Origin of the sequence: Azospirillum sp. SYSU D00513, from assembly GCF_017356015.1 — a bacterium.
GTDB lineage: Bacteria > Pseudomonadota > Alphaproteobacteria > Azospirillales > Azospirillaceae > Azospirillum.
This window is the reverse complement of record NZ_JAFIQV010000001.1, coordinates 1-22,692: the sequence shown is the minus strand read 5'-3', so window position 1 is coordinate 22,692 and position 22,692 is coordinate 1. Positions and strand designations below refer to the sequence as shown.

Here is a 22,692-nt window from a genome sequence, read left to right as displayed (position 1 = left end):
CGGCGTTAACTTTGTCCATGTTCATGGTCGCGCCGGCCCTTGCCCTCAAGGCCGGAACTCTGGATGCACGGGCGCCGGTCGCCGTGGTTTTCGGGCCGGGAACGTCTCTGTCGGAAGCGGTGGGGCGGGTCGTGGCGGCCGGCGGCCTGCCGCTGCGGTCCGGCGCCTTCGGCAACATCGTCGTCGCCCAGCCGGACGATGAAGGCTTCGCCGCCGACATGTACCGGCGCGGCGCCTGGCTGCTTCTGGATCCGCGCTTCGCCGGCTGCGCCGCGGAATCGTGACACGGCAGGAAACAGGTTTCAAAAGGGGATGAGTTTCGTGAGGGAGGCCAGGATGAGCAGTCTCGATGGTTTGCGCGCGCGCGCGGAGCGCTTCATGGTGGCCTATGTCTGGCTGCATGTGCTGGGGCTGGCGCTGCTGTCCTGGTGGGTGGGGCAGGGATGGCGGGGCGGCGTCATGGCCGCCGGCCTGGCGCTGACCGTGACCGTGGCACGGCTCCTCACCCGCAACGGCGCCGTCACCCGTTCCCTCTCCGCCGTGGCGCTCATGGGCATGGGCATGCTCGCCGTCTCGATGGCGGAGGGCCGGCCCTGGCAGATCGACCTGCATTTCCTGTTCTTCGCGAACCTGGCCGTGCTGGTCGTCTACATGGATCTCGGCGCGCTGCTCATGGCCACGGTGACGGTGGCCGTCCATCACATCCTCTTCAATTTCGTGCTGCCCCACGCCGTCTTCCCGCAGGGTGGGGATGTGGTGCGCGTCCTGTTCCACGCCGCCACCGTGCTGGTGGAGGTGGGCGTGCTGGGCTACGCGGCCTGGAAGGGCGCCTCGCTGCTCACGGCACTGGAGTCCACCGCACGGGACGCCGAGGAGGCGCGGTCGCGGGCGGAGGCCCTGGCCGGGGAGCAGCGGGAAGCGGAGGCGCGGAGCAGCGCCGAGCGACGCACGGCCCTCTGCCGCGTCGCCGACGAGCTGGAAGGCATCATCGGCAGCTCCGCCGACCAGATCGTGCTGGATTCCACCGGCCTGCGGACGGAGGCCGACGGAGCGGCGGCCAGCATCGGAAGCACGCGTTCGGCGCTGGCCGCCGCCCGCACTTCCATCGACGGCACGGTCGGCCGGGTGCAGGACATGGCCTCGGCCACCGACCAGCTCGCCGGATCGACGGGCCTGATCCGTGAACAGCTCGGGCGCGCATCGGACATCGTCGCGGCGGCGAGCCGGCAGGCGGCCTCCACCCAGGAGATCGTCGCGACGCTGGAGACGACCGCCGAGCAGATCGAGGACATCACGCGGCTGATCGGCAGCATCGCCGGACAGACCAACCTGCTGGCCCTGAACGCGACCATCGAGGCGGCCCGCGCCGGGGAGGCCGGCAAGGGCTTCGCCGTCGTCGCGTCGGAGGTGAAGCAGCTCGCCGGCCAGACCGCGCGGGCGACCGACGACATCGCCCGCCAGATCGCCGAGATCCAGTCCTCCTCCCGCCGGACGGCCGAAGCGATCCGCACCATCGTGGACACCGTCTCCAGCATGGACGCGGTGACGGTCAGCATCGCCACGGCGGTGGGCGAGCAGGGCGCGTCGGCCGAGTCCATCGCCCGCCACGTCCGGCTGACCGCGGAAAGCGCCCGGGAGCTGACGGGCATCGTGGAGGGGGTGAACCGGGTGGCCGACGGGTCGAATGCCGCCATGGAGGACATGGTCCGTCAGCTCGACGAGGTGCGCCGGAACGCCGGCCAGCTCAAGGGCGAGGTCGCGACGCTCGTGGCGTCGATCCGGGCGGCCTGACGGCGGCTGCCGCGACGCCCGGCCCCCGGGCCGGAAAACATACAAATCAGTGGTGACGGGGGCCAATGGGTATAAGCCCATTGGCCCCGAGTGCCATGGCAACTCATCCCCCCGGCCGTCCGGCACCGACGGGTTTACCCGGAATCTCCCTTTTTGGGTTCAGACCTTTCTGCGAAGGTTCTGCGCCGTCCGGTTGTAGACCGAAGTCTTCGGCAGCGGATGGCGAAAGAAATTGTGCTTGTGAGCGATCATCCGTTTCGCGGCGATCCCCGTGAAGCCCGAAAACGCCTGATGTCGGCCACGGTTCATCATATCAGCAGGGAGGAATGAAATGGCAGTTCTTGGAAGCTCCAAGACCGTCTCCTTGAATGACGGAGTCCTGTCCTTTTTAAGGTCCGGCCATTACGAGTTCGAATTCGGCAAGAAGAACATCCAGATCGACCGTGAGGATGGCCAAGTCACCAACCTGTCCTCGTCTCAATTCGCCGATATCGAGGAGATCGTGATCGGCCAGGACACGACCGTCACCATCGGTGCCGGGAGCCTCGGTCTGATCGATCTGGATTTTCAGGGGAACGGAGCCGTGAACCTGACCGGCGTCACCTTCACGGGCGCCGACATGGCGGCCGACGGCAAGTTCGAGCCGAGCCAGGACCTCGACACCATTGTCAGCGAACTGATCGAGGAGCGCGGCGTCAACGGAGCGCTGGACGCCCTTCAGGTCAATGGCAACCAGGAGGACGCCTTCAGGGTCGTCTGGGATCACCTCGACGACAACTATTTCTACTACAACACCGAAATCAACGATGCCTTTATCGACCTGGGCATCGCCTATGCGACGCACCTGCGCGAGGGCGGGGCGCGGTTGCTGGACATCGCGAAATTCGCACCCGACTCCTCCGACGCCGGTACCACGCCGGACCGGATGCAGAGCCTGCACGACAACATTCTCGGCAACTTCGACGAAGCGTCGATCATGGACAAGTTCGGCGGCAATGCCGGCGCGATCATCGACCGCATCCAGGACGCCGGCCTCGGCGCGACTCTCGGGGTCATCGGCGACTACACGGATGGGCGCGGGGTCTACAGCGGCTCCGACGACCATGACCCAACCCGCCAGCGCACATTCGACGCCAGTTTCTTCGGCTGATCCTTCGCCGGGATCTTCGCCCGCAGGGGCCATGGGCAGCGCCCATGGCCCCAAAGGCCTTACAGCCCGAGCATCGCCTTCGCCCGCGCGGCGAGGTCGGCCAGCGGGACCTCCTCCTGCTCCCCCTTGGCGAGGTTCTTCAGCACGGCCGTGCCGCGCGCCTTCTCGTCGGAGCCCATGAGGACGGCCAGGGGCACGCCGGTGCGGTCGGCATATTTCATCTGCTTGGCGAACTTGCCGCCTTCCAGGTTGATTTCCGTGTTGAGGCCGGCGGCGCGCAGTTCGGTCGCGATGCGGAAATAATCGGCGGACAGGGCGGGGTCCATCTGCGTCACCAGCACCTGCGCGGTGGGCGCGCCGTCCTGGATCAGCCCGGCCTCCATGAGCTGGTAGAACAGCCGCGTGGCGCCGATGGAGATGCCCACGCCGGGCAGCTTCGACTTGGTGTAGTGGCTCGCCAGGTTCTCGTAGCGCCCGCCGGAGCAGACGCTGCCGATGCCCGGATGGTCGTTCAGGAAGGTCTCGTAGACCGTGCCGGTGTAGTAGTCGAGCCCGCGCGCGATGGCGAGGTTGATGCGCACAACGCCGTCCGGCACCTGAAGCGCCTTCAGCCCCTCGATGACGGTGGTCAGCTCGGCCACGCCCTCGCGGAACTGGTCGCTCCGGATGTCCAGCGCGGACAGCCGGGCGAGGGTCTCCTCGTTCGTGCCCTCCGCCTCGATCAGGCCGAGGAGCAGGCCGGCCACGGAGTCCGGCACGCCCAGCGTGCCGGTCAGGCTCTCGCGCACCTTGTCCTGGCCGATCTTGTCGAGCTTGTCGATCTCGCGCAGGACCAGGACGCGCTTTTCCTCGTCCGTGATGTCCATGCCTTCCAGCAGGCCCAGCAGGATCTTGCGGTTGTTCACGTTGATCGTGAAGCCGCCAAAATTCAGCTCGCTGAAGACATGGTGGATGACCGCCGGGATCTCGGCGTCGAAATGCGGCGACAGGCTGTCCTTGCCGATGACGTCGATGTCGCACTGGTAGAATTCGCGGAAGCGCCCGCGCTGGGCGCGCTCGCCCCGGTAGACGCGCTGGATCTGGTAGCGGCGGAAGGGGAAGACCAGGTCGCGCTCATGCTCCGCGACGTAGCGGGCGAGCGGCACCGTCAGGTCGAAGCGCAGCGCGATGTCCGGCTTGTGGCCCTGCTGGATGGCGCCGGTGGACTGCACGAAATAGACCTGCTTCTCCGTCTCGCCGCCCGACTTGGTCAGCAGCGTCTCCACCGTCTCGAACACCGGCGTCTCGACCGGCACGAAGCCGAACCGCTCGTAGCCGCGGCGGATGGTGTCCAGGAGGCGCTGGAAGGCGACCTGCTGGCGCGGCAGCAGTTCCATCGTTCCGGTCGGGGTGCGGGGCGTGATCAGGCTCATCGAAGGATCCAGTTCAGGGCGAGTCCTAAATTTAGGACATGTCCTAGCGGCTTTCTGGCCTTGCGTCACCAAAACGGTGACGGAAAAAGCCAAGCCGTTGAGCCTGCCGCCGGAAGGGGCTAGAACACCGCGCAACCGAAACCGCCGCCCTCCCGGAGCCCCCATGTCCGCTGACCGCATCATCCTCCGCCGTCCCGACGACTGGCACGTGCATGTGCGTGACGGCGACATGATGAAGGTCGTACTGCCCTACACGGCCGCGCAGTTCGGGCGCGGCATCATCATGCCGAACCTGAAGCCCCCCGTGGCGACCGCCGCCGACGCGCGCGCCTACCGCGACCGCATCCTGGCGGCCCTGCCGGCGGGCATGTCCTTCACGCCGCTGATGACAGCCTATCTGACGGACGGCACCGACCCGCACGATCTGGCCCAGGGCTTCCGGGACGGCGTCTTCACGGCGGCGAAGCTCTACCCGGCCAACGCGACCACCAACAGCGCCCACGGCGTCACCGACATCGCGCGGATCGAGCCGGTGCTGGAGCGCATGGCGGAGATCGGCATGCCGATCCTGATCCATGGGGAGGTGACCGACCCGGCCATCGACATCTTCGACCGCGAGGCCGTCTTCCTCGACCGCGTGCTGGCCCCGCTGCTGGAGCGCCACAAGACCCTGCGCGTGGTGCTGGAGCACTGCACCACGGCGGACTCCGTGGCCTTCGTACGCGCCCACGCCGCGTCGGGCCGGATCGGCGCCACCATCACGGCGCACCACCTGCTGATCAACCGCTCCGACATCTTCGCCGGCGGCATCCGCCCGCACCTCTACTGCCTGCCCATCGCCAAGCGCGAGGCGCACCGCGAGGCGCTGGTCGAGGCCGCGACCTCGGGCGAGGGACCCTTCTTCCTGGGCACCGACACGGCCCCGCACGCCCTGACCGCGAAGGAGAGCGCTTGTGGCTGCGCCGGCTGCTTCACCGCCGCCACCGCGCTGGAACTCTACGCAGAGGCCTTCGACAAGGCCGGCGCCATCGACCGGCTGGAGGCCTTCGCCAGCCTGAACGGCCCCCGCTTCTACGGCCTGCCGCCGTCCGAGGAGCGCGTCGCCCTGGACCGCACCCCGACCAAGGCGCCCGACCTCGTCCTGCTCCCCGACGGCGACGGCATCCTGCCCTTCCGCAGCGGCGAGACGCTGAACTGGCGGTTTGTTGGGGTGGTTTGAGGAAGTTGAAGTAACGGGAAAGACACGGCTTAAACCTCTCCCCTTGGGGAGAGGGGAGGGTGAGGGGGGGGCAGGGGAACCGAGCAGTTCGGCAATCGCCGGACCCCCTCACCTTAATCCTCTCCCCAAGGGGAGAGGAAATTAACCGGCCCTAAAACAAGCTCCCCTGCACCGGCGACTTGTAGGGCTTCTTTTCCGCCGCCTTCCTCTCCGCCCTGGGCTTCGGTGCCGGGGCAGGGGCGGCGGCGGCCAGTTCCGGTTCGGGTTTCGGCTCCGGCTTCGGCTCATGCCTGGGCGCGCCGCCGTCCATCGTCGCGGCGGCCTTGCCGTCGGCGAAGACGAGGGTGACGGGGAGGCCCGGCGCGGCGTCGGCCGCGCTGGTCAGGGGCTTGCCCGTGGCGTCCTCCACCAGGGCGAAGCCGCGCTCCAGCACGCCCTTGTAGGAGTAGCTTTCCAGGAGCTGCCCGGCGGTGGCGAGCCGGGCCGAGCGCTGCTCCAGCAGCTTGGCGTAGCCGCGGTCGAGCCGGGGCGTCAGGTCCTCCAGGCGGCGTTCGCCTTCGGCCGCCTTGATGCGGCTGGGGCGGAGCGAGAGGCGCGCCGTCACCCGTTCCAGCCGGCCACGCGTCGCGGTGACCGCCTGGCGCAGGGCGCCGTCGAGCGCGCGGGATTCGGAGGCCAGCCGCTGGCTCGCCTGCATCAGCTTCTCGCGCGGGTGGCGCAGCTTGGCGGACAGCTCGCCGACGCGGGTGCGGCGGCGTTCCAGCAGGCTGACGGACGCCATCCGCAGCCGCTCGGCCCGGTCGTCGAGCCGCTGGGCGCAGCCCTCCAGCAGGGCGCGCGGGTCGCCGAGGCCGCGCCCCAGCCCTTCCACCCGCGTGCGCTGTTCGGCGAGCAGGCGCCCGGACCCGGCGACGAGGCGGCGCTGCCCGTCCAGCAGCTGGGCCAGCAGCTCGGCCCGCACCGGCACGGCCATCTCGGCGGCGGCGGTCGGGGTGGGTGCCCGCAGGTCGGAGGCGAAGTCGATCAGCGTCGTGTCGGTCTCGTGCCCGACGGCGGAAATCAGCGGGATGGCGCTGGCCGCCGCCGCGCGCACCACGGCCTCCTCGTTGAAGGCCATGAGGTCTTCCAGCGAACCGCCGCCGCGCGCCACGATGATCAGGTCGGGGCGCGGCACCGGCCCGCCCGGTGTGATCCGGTTGAAGCCCTGGATCGCGGCGGCCACCTGGGCGGCGGCGCTGTCGCCCTGGACCGCGACCGGCCAGAGCAGCACATGGCGGGGAAAGCGGTCGTTCAGCCGGTGCAGGATGTCGCGGATGACCGCGCCGGTGGGAGAGGTGACGACGCCGATGACCGTGGGCAGGAAGGGGATGGGCTTCTTGCGGCCGGGGTCGAACAGCCCTTCGGCGGCCAGCCGGCGCTTGCGCTCCTCCAGCATCTTCAGCAGGGCGCCCTCGCCCGCCAGCTCCATCGTCTCGATGACGAGCTGGTACTGCGAGCGGCCGGGGTAGGTCGTCATGCGGCCGGTGACGATGACCTCCAGCCCCTCCTCGGGCCGGATCGCCAGCTTCGCGACGGTGCCGCGCCAGCACACCCCCTCGATCACCGCCGTGTCGTCCTTGAGGCGGAGATAGACGTGGCCGGAGCTGTGCTTCTTCGGCTGGGAGATCTCGCCGCGCACCCGGACGAATCCGAACTCGTCCTCGATCGTGCGCTTCAGGCGCCGGGCGAGGTCGCCGACCGAATATTCCGGCAGGTTGGAGCCCGGGCGCGGCTCCGCCGCGATGATCGGGGTCGTCTGATCAAGGTCTTGTGTCATGGCCGGGCCATGATACAAGGCTGCCCGCAGGCAACAAGCACGGAAGGACGAGGTGCCATGAAAGTCCTGGTCGTCGGGTCGGGCGGGCGCGAACACGCCCTGTGCTGGGCCATCCAGAATTCGCCGCTGTGCGACGCGCTCTATTGCGCCCCCGGCAACGCTGGCATCGCCGACGTCGCCCAGTGCGTGCCCATCGGCTCGGAGGATGTGGACGCCCTGGTCCGGTTTGCCAGTGACAACGGCATCGACTTCGTCGTGGTCGGGCCGGAAGGGCCGCTCGTGCTCGGCCTCGTGGACCGGCTGACGGCCATCGGCATCAAGGCCTTCGGTCCCAGCGCCGCGGCGGCGGAGCTGGAGGGCTCCAAGGGCTTCATGAAAGACATCCTCGCCAAGTACAAGGTGCCGACCGCCGCTTACGGGCGCTTCACCGAGCCCGAGGCCGCCAAGGCGTTCGTGCGGAAGAATGGCGCCCCCATCGTCGTGAAGGCCGACGGGCTCGCCGCCGGTAAGGGCGTCACCGTCGCCCGCACGGCGGAGGAGGCCTTCGCCGCCATCGACGAGGCGCTGGTGCAGGGCCGCTTCGGCGCCGCCGGCGCCGAGGTGGTGGTGGAGGAGTTCCTGGACGGGGAGGAGGTCAGCTTCTTCGCGCTGTGCGACGGCGAGACGGCCCTGCCGCTCGTCTCCGCCCAGGACCACAAGGCGGTCGGCGACGGCGACACCGGCCCCAACACCGGCGGCATGGGCGCCTATTCCCCGGCCCCGGTGCTGACGCCCGACCTGCAGGACCGCGTCATGCGCGAGATCGTCCTGCCCACGGTCAGGGGCATGGCCGCCGAGGGCAAGCCCTTCAAGGGCGTGCTCTTCGCCGGGCTGATGATCCTCCAGGGGCCGGACGGCCCGGTGCCGAAGACCTTGGAGTTCAACGTCCGCTTCGGCGATCCCGAATGCCAGACCTTGATGATGCGCATGAAGTCGGACGTGCTGGCGGCGCTGGTGGCAGCCGCCGACGGGGTGCTCGACAGCATCGACCTGCGCTGGCACGACCAGACCGCGCTCTGCGTTGTCATGGCCGCCAACGGCTATCCCGGCGATTACGTGAAGAACACGGAGATCCGGGGCTTCGAGGCCGCCAACGCGGTGGACGGCGTCACCGTCTTCCACGCCGGCACCAAGCTGTCGGACGACGGGCGCGTGCTCTCCACCGGAGGGCGCGTGCTGGGCGTCACGGCGCTGGCCCCGACCGTCGCCGAGGCGCAGGCGCGCGCCTACCAGGCGGTGGACAAGCTCGATTGGCCGAACGGCTTCTGCCGCCGCGACATCGGCTGGCGCGCGGTCGGACGGTAAGTGCTTTCGGACGGGAGCGGCCTAGCGCCGCTCCCGGAAGAAGTCGCGCAGCAGCCGGCCGGCCCGCGTCTCGTCGAAGCCGCCATAGGCGTCGGGTGCGTGATGGCAGGTCGGCTGGCCGAAGAAGCGCGGGCCATGCTCCACGGCCCCGCCCTTGGGGTCGTAGGCCCCGAAATAGACGCGCCGCAGCCGCGCGAAGCTGATCGCCGTGGCGCAGAGCGCGCAGGGCTCCAACGTGACGTAGAGGTCGCATCCGGGCAGGCGCGGTTCGCCGCGCGCCGCGCAGGCCTGGCGGATCGCCAGCACCTCCGCGTGGGCTGTGGGGTCGGCCAGCTCCTCCGTCCGGTTGCCGGCGCGGCCGAGGATGTCGCCCGTCGCGGGATCGACCAGCACGGCGCCCACCGGCACCTCGCCGCGCTTGGCCGCGGCCTCCGCCTCCTCGAAGGCGATTTCCATCGGTGAGGGTTTGGGGGGTGAGGGATTGCTGGATGAGAGCTTGCGCATGCGGGCAAACGTCGCGCGCCGTCCGGACAGCGTCAAGGTGCCAAACGCCGTCCTTTCCTGTTGAGCTTTCGTCACGGCCAACAGGAGCCCCTCATGAGCGACCATATCTACAAGAAGGTGGAGATCGTCGGTTCGTCGGAGACCACGGTGGACGACGCCATCAAGAACGGCATCGAGCGCGCCGCCAAGACCCTGCGCAATGTGGAATGGTTCGAGGTGGACGAGATCCGCGGCCATGTGCAGGGCGGCAAGGTCGCGCATTTCCAGGTCTGCATGAAGGTCGGCTTCCGGCTGGACGAATGAGCGCGGGCATCTGATCAGCGGGAAAGCAAGGCCATGGCTTGCGGGCGAGGCCCCCAGGCCCTATGGTCGCAGCCCATGGACACCCCCGATCTCGACCCCATCGAAACCCCTGCCGACGGCCCCGACGCCGAAGGCGGGGAGCGCATCGCCAAGCGGCTGGCGCGCGCGGGCCTCTGCTCGCGCCGCGACGCCGAACGCTGGATCACCGAAGGCCGCGTGGCCGTCAACGGCACGGCGCTCGCCAGCCCCGCCTTCGTGGTGCGGCCGGGCGACATCGTGCAGGTGGACGGCAAGCCCATTCCGGAACCCGAGCCGACCCGGCTGTGGCGCTACCACAAGCCGTCGGGCCTTGTGACCACGGCACGCGACGAGAAGGGCCGCGAGACGGTGTTCGACCGCATGCCGCCGAACATGCCGCGCGTCGTCTCCGTCGGGCGCCTCGACCTGACGACCGAGGGGCTGCTGCTGCTCACCAACGACGGCGAGCTGGCGCGCTTCCTGGAGATGCCGGCCACCGGCTGGACCCGGCGCTACCGCGTGCGCGTGTTCGGCGAGGTGGACGAAATCCAGCTGGCGGCCCTCGCCAAGGGCCCGACCATCGAGGGGGTGAAGTACGGCCCGGTGGAAGCGGTGCTCGACCGCGTCCAGGGCCGCAACGCCTGGCTGACCGTCAGCATCAAGGAAGGCAAGAACCGCGAGATCCGCAAGGTGATGGACTCGCTGGGCCTGACCGTGAACCGGCTGATCCGCGTCGCCTACGGCCCCTTCCAGCTCGGCAAGCTGCCGGAGGGCGAGGTGGAGGAGGTGCCCCGGCGCATCGTGAAGGAGCAGGTCGCCCGCTTCTTCAGCGGCGCCGAGGAGGCACCCGCGAAGCCGTCCAAGGGATTGGCCGGCGGCGACGCGGCCAAGAGCGCCCCGTCCCGCTCCGGCGTCGGCAAGGTGGCGCCCAAGCCCTTCGACGCCAAGGCGGGCTGGGCCAAGGCGGAGGCGAAGGCTCCGGCCCGGCAGCACGCCCCGGCCAGGTACCGCCCCGAACTCGACACGGGCGAGGAGAGCGCGGCCCCGAAGCCGTCCCGCGCCAAGGCCGGCTGGGCGCGTCCCAAGACCGGCAAGCCGGGCGGGGAACCTGACGCACGGCCCGATGGCGGACGTCCGGACAGCGCAAGGCAGGACGCAGCACCCGCCCGCGCCGCCGCCGGTGAGCGCGGCGAGGCGATGTCGTCCGCCAGACCCGCCGCCGCCGGCAAGCCGCCCGTCAAGGTGAGCAAGGCCGGTTGGGCCAAGGCCGCGCCGAAACCCGGCGGGACGAAGCGGGGCGGGGCCGGCAAGGGCCGCGCCGCGCACCAGGGCGACGACGTCGCCGGAGCAAGGCCGGCCACCGGCGCGAAGCCGGCCACCGGTGCCCAGTCGCGGGGCCGGGCGGCCAAGCCGGGTGCCGACAAGCCCCATTCCGACAAGCCTTATGCGGGCAAGCCCAACGCGGCGAAGCCCCATGCGGGCAAGCCTCAAGCTACGAAGCCGCAGGCGGCAAAACCCTCTGCGGGCAAACCGAAGCCGGGCGGGACGGACAAGCCGGCCGGCGGCGCGCGGGCCGAGCGCGGGCGCCCGGAAGGCGGCCGCCCCGAGCGCGGCCAGGCCGAACGCGGTCAGGCGGGTCCGGGCGAGCGCGGCCGGACGGAGCGGGGCCGTGCGGATCGTCGCCGGTAAGCACCGGGGGCGGCGGCTGGCCGCACCCGGCGGCATGGACACGCGGCCGACCACCGACCGCACGCGCGAATCCCTCTTCAGCATCCTGGCCTCGTCGGGCTGGGGGCCGGAGGAGGGCTCGCCCGTGGAGGACGCCGTCGTGGTGGACGCCTTCTGCGGCACCGGCGCCCTCGGGCTGGAGGCGCTGTCGCGCGGGGCCGCCCATTGCAGCTTTCTCGACATCGGGCGGGCGGCGCTGGACGCCGTCCGCGCCAACATCGCCGATCTGGGGGAGGGGGAGCGCGCTGCGGTGCTGCGCGCCGACGCCACCAAGCCGCCGCCGCCCCGCCAAGCCTGCACGCTGGCCTTCCTCGACCCGCCCTACGGCAGGGAGCTGGCGCCGAGGGCGCTGGCCGGGCTGGCCGGGGCCGGCTGGCTGGCGCCGGGTGCCGTGGCGGTGGTGGAGGTCGCCAAGGCCGATCCCCTGCCGCTGCCCGACGGCTTCACGGCGCTGGACGAGCGCCGCTACGGCGACACGCGCCTCCATTTCCTGCGCTACGGCGCCTGACCCGCAGGGCACCTCCGAGCCTCGCCGCTGTTGAAAGGCGGTCGCGGAAAGGGAGAGCCGGCGTGATCAACGACCTCTGGTACAAGAACGCGGTCATCTACAATCTGTCCCTGTCCACCTTCATGGATTCCGATGGCAACGGAATGGGGGACTTCCAGGGATTGTTGAACCAGCTCGACTATCTGCACGGGCTGGGGGTGACCACGATCTGGCTCGGCCCGTTCCAGCCCTCGCCCCTGCGCGACCACGGCTACGACATCACCGACTATTACAACGTCGATCCGCGCTACGGCACGCTCGGCGACTTCGTGGAGTTCAGCCATGGCTGCAAGCTGCGCGGCATCCGGCTGATCATGGACCTCGTCGCCAACCACACCTCCGACCAGCACCCCTGGTTCAAGGAGGCCTGCCGCAACCCCGACTCCAAGTACCGCAACTGGTATCTCTGGTCGGACAAGAAGCCGGCCAACGCCGACCAGGGCATGGTCTTCCCCGGCGTGCAGGAGACGACCTGGACCTACAGCAAGCAGGCCAAGGCCTACTATTTCCACCGTTTCTACGAGTTCCAGCCCGACCTCAACACCGGCAACCCGGAGGTCCAGGCGGAGCTGCTGAAGATCATCGGATTCTGGATCGAGCTGGGCGTCTCCGGCTTCCGCATGGACGCCGTGCCCTTCATCATCGCGACCGAAGGGGCGCAGGTGGTCCAGCAGGAGGAGCGGTTCGACCTGCTGCGGACCTTCCGCGAGTTCGTGCAGTGGCGCAAGGGCGACGCCCTGCTGCTGGCCGAGGCCAACATCGAGCCCAAGGGCAACATGGAGTATTTCGGCCAGCACGGCGAGCGCATGCACATGATGTTCAATTTCCACGTCAACCAGCGCCTGTTCCTGGCGCTGGCGACGGCCGACACCGGACCGCTGGCCCAGGCCCTGAAGGACACCCGCTCGCGCCCCGCTACCGCCCAATGGGGCATGTTCCTGCGCAACCACGACGAGCTGGACCTCGGCCGGCTGGAGGAGGAGGAGCGTCAGGCGGTCTTCGATGCCTTCGGGCCGGAGGAGAACATGCAGCTCTACGGCCGGGGCATCCGCCGCCGGCTCGCCCCGATGCTGAAGGATGACCGCCGCCGGCTGGAGCTGGCCTACAGCCTGCTCTTCACCCTGCCGGGCACGCCGGTCCTCAACTATGGCGACGAGATCGGCATGGGCGACGACCTCAGCCTGCCGGAACGCGAGTGCGCCCGCACGCCCATGCAATGGACCCCGGAGGAGCAGGGCGGCTTCACCAAGGCCAAGAAGCCCGTCCGCCCGGTGATCGCCGACGGCCCCTACGGCTACAAGCGCGTCAACGTCGCCGAACAGCGCCGCGACCCGCAATCCCTGCTGAACTGGATGGAGCGCATCATCCGCATGCGCAAGGAATGCCCGGAGATCGGCTGGGGCGACTTCGACATCGTGGAGACCGGCATCCCCGCCATCCTCGCCCTGCGCTATTCCTGGCGGAACAACGCCCTGCTGACACTCCACAATTTCGATGACCGCCCGCACGAGGTCCGCCTCGACCCCGACGACAAGGGCACGAGCTGCCGCCTCATCAACCTGCTGTCCGAGGATCACAGCGAACCCTGCGAGGACGGCCGCCACCACCTCGTGCTGGAACCCTACGGCTACCGCTGGTTCCGCATCGGCGGGCTGGACTACATCCAGCGCCGGACGGAGCAGTAGGGGCAATAAGCAATCTACCTCCTGTGACGTTATGTGCAAAGCTGCATGAGAGTTAGACAATAGCTTTTCTATGCAACTTCCTGGTCAATGCAATTAGCTATCAAATTCGAAGCCTTGCTTTCCTTCTGGTGCTTTTCCGATAAAGTAAGGAACTCCCTCGTATTCATATACCGCATCTCCGTTATCAGTGACTAATATTTTATTTATTAAGCGTCCTGAGCGGTAAACGCGATGAAGTGAGTCAATAATTTTCTGTAATCGTTCAGCTTTTTCAGCATCGATTAGCTTTTCCGGAGAAACTACGAATTGCACGTTTCGGCCTTTTTTCAATGCGACCAAACGTGGGTCACGTTGTAGAACAGAAAACTTGCACGACTTTTCAAGAGAGAATGGGTAGACATCACCTTCCTTCAGCGGCCCGGTCGAGTAAGATGCTGCCTTCTCTGGTGAGGTATTGAACATTTCGGTAGGGGCAATGCCGAGCCATAGTAACTTATGTCCTTCCTTGTTTCCTCCGTTTATACGTATGATGTATTTGCGGGTTGGCGTTACTGCGAACCGACCACCGCCGTGCATCCACTGAGCCAAAATAGCCTTCAGTTCTGCCGTAGGCCGAAGAGACTTTCCTTCTTCATCAATGATGTTACCTTGGCTGTCACGGCTAAAAATTCTTCCCTCAAACACCCCTGGGTAAGGTCCGCCGGCTTCTAATTCGTTGGGCGTGATGTCGCCGTCATGGCGCCGCGGTCGGCGTGGAGGCTCGCCCACAGCCTGTGGGGGCTCTTTGATATCCGCCCATTTATAGTATTCATTTCTTCCTTTTCCAACAAACTCCTCCCAATCTGCTTTTTCATAAATAAATTCATCAACCGTTTTATGAGCATAGAAAATTATAAGCCGAGCCTGCTTTACCTTATCCTGCCCTTTACGCAACAGGCGTCCTAATGTCTGTATCCTCTGTCGAACGGATGAGGAGGCGGCAACGATTATCCCGATATCAGCAGATGGTGCATCGAACCCCTCAATCAGTGACTTAGCTGACACAATTATCTGAGCGCTTCCAGAGCGAAAATCTTGAATAGCCTTCTCTCGCTCTGTTCCGGTCAGCTTGCTATGCTCAACCCTAACTGGATATCCATGGTCCACAAGAATTTTATAAATCCTGTTTACCTCTTCAATGCTTTCATGAAAAATAATAACCTTTGATTTTATGTCATACGAAAGAGCCTGCTCGATGATCAATTTGACGGCATCGACACGTGACGTCATTTTGTAGAGTAAAATTTTTCGTTCAGTTGTTAATTGAATAAATTGGTGAGCCCGAGGGTCGTTCCTTCCCGCTGCAGAGCGGCACCATCTAAGAAGGGCTTCGCCTCTTTTGTTACGCCCTTCTAGTTCACGCCGAAGGTCAGAAATACTTTGAGAAATTTGGTCGTACTTGTTTCTTTCATCGGTAGTGAGTGCTAGGCCATAATGTTCAATTTTAAAATCGGCGAGTGTTCCTGTCTTAATTGCTTCGGCATAGTTCAGTTGATAGACGACTTCGCCAAGCTCGGCTGCCAAGACAGCATCCCCTGACGGCATTTGGTAAGCTTCATCGTTATTAGCGCTATCGTCAAATTCGTCGCCACGTTCTGGAGTTGCTGAAAGTCCTAAAGAGAAGCGCCTTTGTGTTTCAAAAATTTTACGGCGTTCAGATGCTCCCGCTCGGTGACACTCATCCACAATTAGCAATAAACGATCGCCGACCTTTGCAGATCGAACGATTTCAGGCAATTTCTGAGCAGCTGAGTTAAGAACTGCTATAAGTATGCGGACCTCTGAAGTGAACTGGTCGGAATGCCCGCCACCTAGCATTCCAATTGCTTCAGTTCCTAAGCTTCCATGCTGCAGGAGGACGCTTCTCCACTGGTTTGCTAAAACAACAGATGGGACTATAATTGCAACATGTAGATCATTTTCTAGATTATTCTGTACATGCTCAGCGACTGCTAATGACAGAATTGTTTTTCCAGCTCCGGTTACCACCTTCATTATGCCTCGCCCATTATGGGAAAGCCAAGAATCAACCGCAGATCTTTGCCAAGTGCGCAATGATAACCCATTCAGCAGGCTCCACTTGACCCGCTTTTTCGAGATTATGGATTTATCGACGCTGTAGTCCGCCAGGAATTGCCCTTTGCCTGTATTGTTGGCGGCGTCGTTGTAGAAATTATCTTCTGCAGATTTGTTGAGTGCGTCACCTTCACTTTGGCTTTTATTGGCGGGTGAGGTGACATGGGTATGCTTATTATCATTCATATTCGCACTCTTTCTTCTAAATGTAGCCATAGGGCTTTTCATTCGTTTGCATGTATCTGTCGGATGACGAAAACAAAGAATCGCATTGCCACCATACTACCTTATGGGGTACCTTAATCAAGGTAGTAATGCGTATCGGTGGAAAGCGATGCTCCGTTCGCATGCATAGTTGTGTATTTGTGCAGGCTTACTCAAAGGGACATATAATGGCAGATTACGTTGGCACCCCCTATATCCCTCGTGGCGAAAAAGCCTCCTGGGGTGTTCCTTGCAACCAATCTTCTGACGGACAACTCTGGACGGGCAGAGGGTATGCGGTCACCTTCGCTAGCCAGTTTGGCGTCCCCGCAGCCACCGATGTTAATCGCGCTCTCCAGAATGTACGAGGAAATAGATGCGGACGATTTTGGGTGAATGTCAGTGCACGCACGGTCGTGATGGCTGTTGGCGCGCCAGAAGCTAACGAGTATGAGGAGGCGAACTACTAAAGGGTGGAATTGTGAATTGGGCAGTATTCTGTGGTAAAAAGTATACTGCCCAGTAAAATTCTGAAAAGCGATGAAGTCTGCCTCCTGTAATTACTCATGAGAAAAGTCATCAAACGCATCTCCATGATGTATGCTTTCTGATCCTACTTCTGACCGGTCCAAATTTTAGTATTAGGTGAGCCTTTTCATAAAGGTTTATTAAAGCCTTTCTCTCACCGCCGCCCGAACAGCCGCTCGATGTCCGAGAGCTTCAGCTCCACGTAGGTCGGGCGGCCGTGGTTGCATTGGCCGCTGTGGGGGGTGGCTTCCATCTGGCGCAGCAGGGCGTTCATCTCCTCGATGTTGAGGCTGCGGCCGGAGCGCACCGAGCCGTGGCAGGCCATGGTGGCGCAGACGGATTCCAGCCGCTCCTTCAGGGACAGGGCGTCGCCCAGTTCGGCCAGCTCCTCGGCGAGGTCCTGGACCAGCGGCTTCACATCGGCCTGGCCGAGCAGCGCCGGCACCTCGCGGACCATGACGCAGCCGGCGCCGAACCCCTCCAGCACGAGCCCCAGCTCGGCCAGTTCGGGGGCGCGGGCGAGCAGGCGGTCGGCGGAGGATTCGTCCATTTCCACCAGCTCGGGGATCAGCAGGGCCTGGCGCTTGACGCCGCCCTCCAGCAGGGCAGTCTTCATCCGCTCATAGACCAGCCGCTCGTGGGCGGCGTGCTGGTCCACGATGACGATGCCCTCCGAGGTCTGGGCGACGATGTAGTTGTTGTGGACCTGCGCCCGCGCGGCACCCAGGGGGTGGGATTCGCGCGGGCGGCCCAAGGGTTCCGGCGCGTATTCCGGCGGGCGGGCCGACGGGGCCACGTCGAGGCCCGACAGCGGGACCTGCCCCATGGGCTTCGGCGCGAAGGGCGATTGGAACGCCACCGCTTGCTCGGCGAGGCCGCGCGGCGGGTAGGAGGAGGGCTGCCGGTACTCGCCGAAGCCAGCCGCCGGCCCCTGTCCCAAACCGCCACCGAAGCCGCCTCCGAAGCCGCCGCCCTCCCAGGGCGAGGGCCGTCCGGCGGGGGTGCCGCCGGGCAGGGGGTAGGCTCCCGCCGGCGGGGTGGCCAGCGTTTCCGGCCGGAAGGCGTCGAGCGTCGCGGCACCCACGGTGGAGGAGGCGCGGTGGCCGGCCTCGGCCAGCGCGTGCTTCAGGGAGCCGACGATCAGCCCGCGCACCAGCGCCTGGTCGCGGAAGCGCACCTCCGCCTTGGCCGGGTGGACGTTCACGTCCACCTCCTGCGGGTCCAGCTCCAGGAACAGGGCGAGCAGCGGGTGGCGGTCGCGCGGCAGGAAATCCATGTAGGCGCCGCGCACGGCACCCACCATCAGCTTGTCGCGCACCGGGCGGCCGTTGACGAACAGGTGCTGGTGGCGGGCGGTCGGGCGGTGCAGGGTCGGCAGCCCGATCCAGCCGCTGAGCCGCACGCCCTCGCGCAGGGCGTCCACGGGAATGGCGTTGTCCTGGAAGTCGCGCCCCATCAGCGCGCCGAGCCGCGCCAGCCGCGCCTCCGCCGGCTCGCCGCCGCACGCACCCAGCCGCAGGCCCGAACGTCCCTCGTCGGCGAGCGTGAAGGCGACGCCGGGATGGGCCATCGCCAGCCGTTCGATGCAGTCGGAGATGTGGTCGTATTCGGTGCGCGCGGCCTTCAGGAACTTCAGCCGCGCCGGCACGGCGGCGAAGAGGTCGCGCACCTCCACCCGCGTGCCCTGGGCGAGCGCCGCCGGCTGGGGCGCGCCCTTGGCGCCGGCGTCCACCAGGATCGCCCAGGCGCTGTCGGCCCCGCGCGGCCGGCTGGTGATGGTCAGACGGCTGACGGCGCCGATGGAGGGCAGGGCCTCGCCGCGGAATCCCAGCGAGCGGATGTCGAGAAGGTCGTCCGACGGCAGCTTGGAGGTGGCGTGCCGCTCCACCGCGAGCGTCAGCTCCTCGGGCGTCATGCCGCAGCCGTCGTCGGTGATGGTGATGAGCGATTTGCCCCCGTCGCGCACCACCACCTCGATGCGGGTGGCGCCGGCATCGATGGCGTTCTCCACCAGTTCCTTGACGGCGGCGGCGGGGCGCTCGACGACCTCGCCGGCGGCGATGCGGTTGACGAGCGTGTCGGGGAGCATACGGATCGGCATAGGCCGAATATAGGGGGCCGGACGGGCCGGTGAAACAGCGCGGAACGGGTGGAACGGGGTTACCGGACCGTTTCTCCCATATTTCCGCCTCACCTGTTTCTGCTTCACCGGCCCAGCCGGTCCGGCGGCCCGAGGAAAAGGGCCGCCGTCACGCACCAGATGGGCGTGTCAATTCGGCGCGTCAGGTCGGGTCGGTGACGCCCATGGCGATCATGCGCAGCGCGGTCATCGACGGCACGAAGAAATAGTCGCCGCCGCGCGTGCGGACGAACTGCTTCAGCCGGGCCGCGATGAAGGGCGGCTTGCCGGTCTTCGGGTCGGCGGCGATGACGAACTTGGCGTCCTCGCCGTGGTTGCCGATGATCGGGCAGGTGTCGTTGCCCGCGTTGAAGTCCAGCCCGTAGTTGATCCACTGCTGCTGGACGAACTCGAACTGGCGCTGCAGGCTGGCGCAGACGGCCAGCATGACGATGCCCTTCTCGCCCGGCGTGCCGTTGTTCCCGCCGAAGGGCAGGCCGCGCCGCAGGATGCGCCGGCGGTTGTTCAGGGCCGAGCCCATGCGGGACTTCGGGTCCTTGTTGGCGGCCTCCGGATCCAGCATGTCGCGCGTGTTGGCGCGCCGGATGTGGGCCGTCACCGGGCAGCGGCTGCCCGTCTCGTCGCCCTGGTAGAGGAAATCGACCAGCCGGCGGCCGCGTTCGGCCAGGACGGCCGGGTCCTTGCTGTCGGCCGGGAACTCCTGGTTGAAGGAAAGCCAGCTGCGGTAGTCGGGCGCCACCGCCAGCGGCACGCCGTCGGTCCAGCGTCCCGCCATCTTGGCGAGCAGCGTTTCCTTGGCCTCCTCATGGCTGGACAGATCCCACAGAACCTTCAGCTTGGCCGCGGCGTCCTCGACCCAGGCGTTGAAGGCCCCGACGTCCTGGGCGATCTTGCGGTAGGCGATGAAGGTGCCGTTGCGGCTGAAGTCCAGCGGCATGGCCGCGCCGGGGATCTCCTGCGCCTCGTCCGGCCAGCCGAGCAGGAACTCGCCGGTCGCCAGCGGCCGCCAGTTGCCCTGGCCGTCGGTGGCGCCGCCGCCGACCGCGACCGACTTGGCGTAGCCGTCGGGGTACTGCCCGTCGAAGACCGGGTCGCTGATGCCGTCGGTGTAGCCGAAATGCTCCTTGGCGCAGGGGATGCCGTCCTGCGTCAGGGCCGACAGGTCCTGGTACTCGGCGTCGGGGCCGCCATGGCCCTTCAGGATGCGGACGGCGCCACCGGACCGCGCGCAGAGGTCCTGGATCCAGCTCGTCATCACGTCCAGCTCCGGCACGGGCAGGCCCGTGCCGTCCTCGCGCATCCGCGCGTTCAGCGTGACGAGCATGTGGACGGTGCCTTCGGCCCGCTCGGGATTCCAGACCGGATCCCACTCCTCGACCGGATTTTCGGGCGTGTCGTCGCCGAGGATCGTGCGGCGGGCGCGCATGCCCTCGATGAAGTCGTCGGGCATGCCGCGCAGGGTGCGGATCGAGACGCCGAGCGCGAGAAGCCCGTCGAAGGTGAAGGCGACGTTGAGCGCCACCATCGGCCGCTCCGCCACCACCGCACCGGTCGGGATGTCCTTCGAGCTGGGCCAGCGCAGGGCCGTCGTGATCTTCGGGCGCAGCGCGTTCACGAACTCACGCGCCTGCGGCGCCTTCTTCTTGTCGAAGCTCAGCACCAGGTAGCGGGCCTTGGGGAAACCCAGGCGGCCATAGGCCGTCAGGATGTTGCCCTGGATGTCGGCGAGTTCGAGTTCGACCTCTTTGGCCGCGGGTTTCGTCGTCGTCAGCGTGATCATGACCGGAACACTCCCGGAGCCTGCGTCGGGCCGTTGATGTCGGAGGGCTTGAGTTCGGCGAGGAAGCGGCCGAACTCCTTGTGCAGGGACGCCGCGTCGACACCCTGGTTGTCGATCGCGAAGCGGGTGAAGTTCTGCTGGAGGTGCAGGCTCTTCAGCACCGACCGCAGGTCGGAGTTGGGGGCCGTGCCGAAGGGGGCCGAGCCGAGCTTGTTGATGGTGTGCGCACCCGCGGCCAGCGCCGCGGCGATGCCGAGCAGCCCGACGGGGGCGATCCAGCCGATGCCGGCCCAGCCGGCGGTCTGCGGCAGGCTCGCCAGCACGGCCCAGACGGCGTATTCGAGGCCGCCGACCAGCGCCGCCACCCCGCCGAGGACGCGCAGCGCCTGGGCGAGGCTGATGGTGCCGCAGGCCGCCTTGCGCCGGGCCGCGGCCACGCCCGCCGCCACGGCGACGAGACCGCCGAGCAGCGCCGCCGGGAAGCCGGTGAGGCTCAGCCCCCAGCCCAGAATGCCGACCAAGGCGAAGGCGCCGAGCGCCCGCGCGGCCAGGGCCGGCATGGACATGGAGGGAAGCGGGGGCGGGTCGATCCAGTAGTCGTTGAACGACATGGTCGTCTCGAGCTGCCCCTTGCGGAGGTAGGCCGCGAAGCCGGCCGCGTCCTGGACCTTGTCGAAGCCGACGCAGTTCCGGAAGACCGCGCGGAGCTCGGGCTCCATCTCCGTCCAGATCTCCCTGGCCCAGGCGTCGAGCGCCCCGTCGGCGCCCTCCGGCGCGTCGAAGTCGGCGGCGAGCATCAGCCAGGGGCGGGACAGATGGTCCTGCGGCTGGGCCGCCAGCAGATCGACGCCCGTGGCGCCCTGGACGATGGCGTCGCCGGGGTCACGGCCGTTGTAGGCGGGGTCGTCGATCACGACCATGCGGGCCAGATGGGTGCGCTTGTTGCGCGCGAAGGGGCTGCGCCGGTCGTAGCCCGGCTTGCCGCGGGGCACCTGGACGGTGTTGGGCAGGGTGGCGAGCGCGTTGCGCAGCCGGGAGCTGGGCGACGTCACGACGCCCTGTGAGTCCTTGCACGGTTCCAGATCGACCGGGAAGAACGCGGTCAGGAAATAATGGCCGCCGTCGTAGTTGGGCATCAGTGGACCTCCTCGGCCTGCGGTGCGGGCGCCGTCGCCGGCTCGCCTTTCGCCTCGGGCTTCTTCCAGACCTCATCGATGAAGCGCTGGCGGTTGATTTCGGCGTTCATGGTGTCGTTGGAAGCGACGGGCGCCCAGCCGTTGGAGCCCAGGTCGTTCTGGACCGCCACCAGCGCGTCCCGGTAGGACTTGGCGAATTCCGCCGGCGTCTGGGTGGCGTGCTTCTCGGCCAGGTCCAGCAGCGCCCGGCGCACGCGCAGCGCCGCCTTGATGTCGCGCTGTGCGGCACCCGGCGTGGCGTTGTAGTAGTAGTCGGTGTCGATCTGGTTGGCGCGGATGTAGTTCTTGAACGGCGTGATGGGGATCGAGTGCGGGTATTTCGTGCTCGAATACCAGAACAGATCCAGTCCGTTGGGCAGGCCGTCGGAGAAGGCGTCGATGTACTGGTCCCAGGTGCCGTTGAAGTTCGAGCAGAACAGCATGTAGTCGTTGATCAGCTGCTCTTTCGGCTGGCCGAAATCCGGCCACTTGTCGCGGGGGATGATGACCCAGCGGGCGAAATGGATGATCGACAGGCCGAGCAGGCCCGACAGCGTCGCGGGCACCGCGCGCGCGAACATGAAGATCAACCGGTTGACCCAGGTCAGGCAAGGCCTCATAGGCGTGATGACGTTCATCGCATAGGCCTTGCCGGCAACATTCGACATTTCTAGCTCCCTTGGCGTACCTCTTTCGACTATGCGGAGGCAATTGAAGGGGCGTCAAGTGACACAATTCCGCGTACAGGCGGACTGCGGGCAAGGAGCTGTGACAAGTGGCTCTTAACGGATCTTCATTCTTTTTCTCGGCAGCCACCGGTATGGCCTTGAGCATCCATATGTATTCTTCGACTTCGGCTGTATTCGCCCCTGATACCGGGTTCGGAAATTCCGACCTCCGAACCCGGTTTAGGGCCGCGCCTGCGGCCCCGCGCCCCGCCCCCGCGCCCCATGGCGCGGAAGTCCTGACCACAGGTCAGGACTTCATGAAAATCGTATGAGTGGTTGACCGAGCGGGCGGCCGGGCGCTTGCGACGCGCAGCCGGCGGGACAAGGAGGGCGGGACCAAAGAAAAAGCCCGCCGAAGCGAATCGGCGGGCTTTGAGAGCCTGTTTGACTGAAACCTGCTTCTGCCTGTTGGTGACGGCAGGAGGAGTGGACGATGTGGACAGACGCGCAGCGGGAAAAGTACAAAGATGACGACCGTCGTTACCCGAGCGACCTGACGGACACG

Annotated in this window: 17 protein-coding genes; 9 read left to right on the top strand and 8 right to left on the bottom strand. The window is 66.5% G+C overall.

The window, feature by feature from the left end; all coding sequences use genetic code 11:
- Positions 1-17: 17 nt before the first annotated feature.
- From JUB11_RS00085 to JUB11_RS00075, 3 genes are all read left to right on the top strand, one after another.
- The gene (locus JUB11_RS00085; protein ID WP_207455070.1) at positions 18-284 is read left to right on the top strand and encodes a hypothetical protein; all 267 of its coding nucleotides are present in this window, start codon (positions 18-20) and stop codon (positions 282-284) included.
- A 52-nt stretch (positions 285-336) separates the two neighbouring features.
- Positions 337-1,791, top strand: coding sequence for a methyl-accepting chemotaxis protein (locus tag JUB11_RS00080; RefSeq protein WP_207455068.1), 1,455 nt, complete (start codon positions 337-339; stop codon positions 1,789-1,791).
- A gap of 331 nt (positions 1,792-2,122) precedes the next feature.
- Positions 2,123-2,941, top strand: a complete 819-nt coding sequence (locus JUB11_RS00075; protein ID WP_207455067.1) for a hypothetical protein — start codon at positions 2,123-2,125, stop codon at positions 2,939-2,941.
- A gap of 59 nt (positions 2,942-3,000) precedes the next feature.
- Here the strand turns inward: JUB11_RS00075 and hisS are convergent, their stop codons facing one another.
- Entirely contained in the window at positions 3,001-4,353 is a 1,353-nt protein-coding gene (hisS, locus tag JUB11_RS00070) for a histidine--tRNA ligase (RefSeq protein ID WP_207455065.1), read from the bottom strand.
- Positions 4,354-4,516: 163 nt separating this feature from the next.
- On the opposite strand from hisS, the gene pyrC reads away from it, so the two are divergent.
- Complete coding sequence (pyrC, locus tag JUB11_RS00065; RefSeq protein ID WP_207455063.1) at positions 4,517-5,572, top strand: dihydroorotase; 1,056 nt, start codon at positions 4,517-4,519, stop codon at positions 5,570-5,572.
- 151 nt (positions 5,573-5,723) lie between these two features.
- Here pyrC and xseA read toward each other — a convergent pair whose 3' ends face one another.
- Entirely contained in the window at positions 5,724-7,388 is a 1,665-nt protein-coding gene (xseA, locus tag JUB11_RS00060; protein WP_207455061.1) for an exodeoxyribonuclease VII large subunit, read from the bottom strand.
- A 57-nt stretch (positions 7,389-7,445) separates the two neighbouring features.
- Here xseA and purD point away from each other — a divergent pair, with 57 nt between their 5' ends.
- Positions 7,446-8,732, top strand: coding sequence for a phosphoribosylamine--glycine ligase (gene purD / locus JUB11_RS00055; RefSeq protein WP_207455059.1), 1,287 nt, complete (start codon positions 7,446-7,448; stop codon positions 8,730-8,732).
- A gap of 21 nt (positions 8,733-8,753) precedes the next feature.
- Here purD and JUB11_RS00050 read toward each other — a convergent pair whose 3' ends face one another.
- Entirely contained in the window at positions 8,754-9,188 is a 435-nt protein-coding gene (locus JUB11_RS00050) for a nucleoside deaminase (protein ID WP_207455058.1), read from the bottom strand.
- A 141-nt stretch (positions 9,189-9,329) separates the two neighbouring features.
- Between JUB11_RS00050 and JUB11_RS00045 the strand changes: the two genes are divergently transcribed.
- From JUB11_RS00045 to JUB11_RS00030, 4 genes are all read left to right on the top strand, one after another.
- Positions 9,330-9,539: a dodecin gene (locus JUB11_RS00045; RefSeq protein ID WP_207455057.1), complete on the top strand. Its 210-nt coding sequence runs from the start codon at positions 9,330-9,332 to the stop codon at positions 9,537-9,539.
- 75 nt (positions 9,540-9,614) lie between these two features.
- On the top strand, positions 9,615-11,246 hold the full coding sequence (locus tag JUB11_RS33095; RefSeq protein ID WP_207455056.1) for a pseudouridine synthase: 1,632 nt from the start codon (positions 9,615-9,617) through the stop codon (positions 11,244-11,246).
- Positions 11,227-11,793, top strand: a complete 567-nt coding sequence (gene rsmD / locus JUB11_RS00035) for a 16S rRNA (guanine(966)-N(2))-methyltransferase RsmD (protein ID WP_207455055.1) — start codon at positions 11,227-11,229, stop codon at positions 11,791-11,793. The genes JUB11_RS33095 and rsmD overlap by 20 nt, the downstream gene beginning before the upstream one ends.
- 62 nt (positions 11,794-11,855) lie before the next feature.
- On the top strand, positions 11,856-13,517 hold the full coding sequence (locus JUB11_RS00030) for an alpha-amylase family glycosyl hydrolase (RefSeq protein ID WP_207455054.1): 1,662 nt from the start codon (positions 11,856-11,858) through the stop codon (positions 13,515-13,517).
- A gap of 93 nt (positions 13,518-13,610) precedes the next feature.
- On the opposite strand, the gene JUB11_RS00025 is transcribed toward JUB11_RS00030, so the two are convergent.
- From JUB11_RS00025 to JUB11_RS00005, 5 genes are all read right to left on the bottom strand, one after another.
- Positions 13,611-15,818, bottom strand: a complete 2,208-nt coding sequence (locus tag JUB11_RS00025; protein ID WP_207455053.1) for a DEAD/DEAH box helicase — start codon at positions 15,816-15,818, stop codon at positions 13,611-13,613.
- 700 nt (positions 15,819-16,518) lie between these two features.
- The gene (gene mutL, locus JUB11_RS00020; RefSeq protein WP_207455052.1) at positions 16,519-18,465 is read right to left on the bottom strand and encodes a DNA mismatch repair endonuclease MutL; all 1,947 of its coding nucleotides are present in this window, start codon (positions 18,463-18,465) and stop codon (positions 16,519-16,521) included.
- Positions 18,466-18,646: 181 nt separating this feature from the next.
- Entirely contained in the window at positions 18,647-20,284 is a 1,638-nt protein-coding gene (locus JUB11_RS00015; RefSeq protein ID WP_207455051.1) for a hypothetical protein, read from the bottom strand.
- Positions 20,281-21,420 (bottom strand): hypothetical protein, encoded by a 1,140-nt coding sequence (locus JUB11_RS00010; RefSeq protein ID WP_207455049.1) that lies wholly within the window; start codon positions 21,418-21,420, stop codon positions 20,281-20,283. The genes JUB11_RS00015 and JUB11_RS00010 overlap by 4 nt, the downstream gene beginning before the upstream one ends.
- Complete coding sequence (locus JUB11_RS00005) at positions 21,420-22,127, bottom strand: hypothetical protein (RefSeq protein WP_207455047.1); 708 nt, start codon at positions 22,125-22,127, stop codon at positions 21,420-21,422. The genes JUB11_RS00010 and JUB11_RS00005 overlap by 1 nt, the downstream gene beginning before the upstream one ends.
- Positions 22,128-22,692 lie beyond the last annotated feature (565 nt).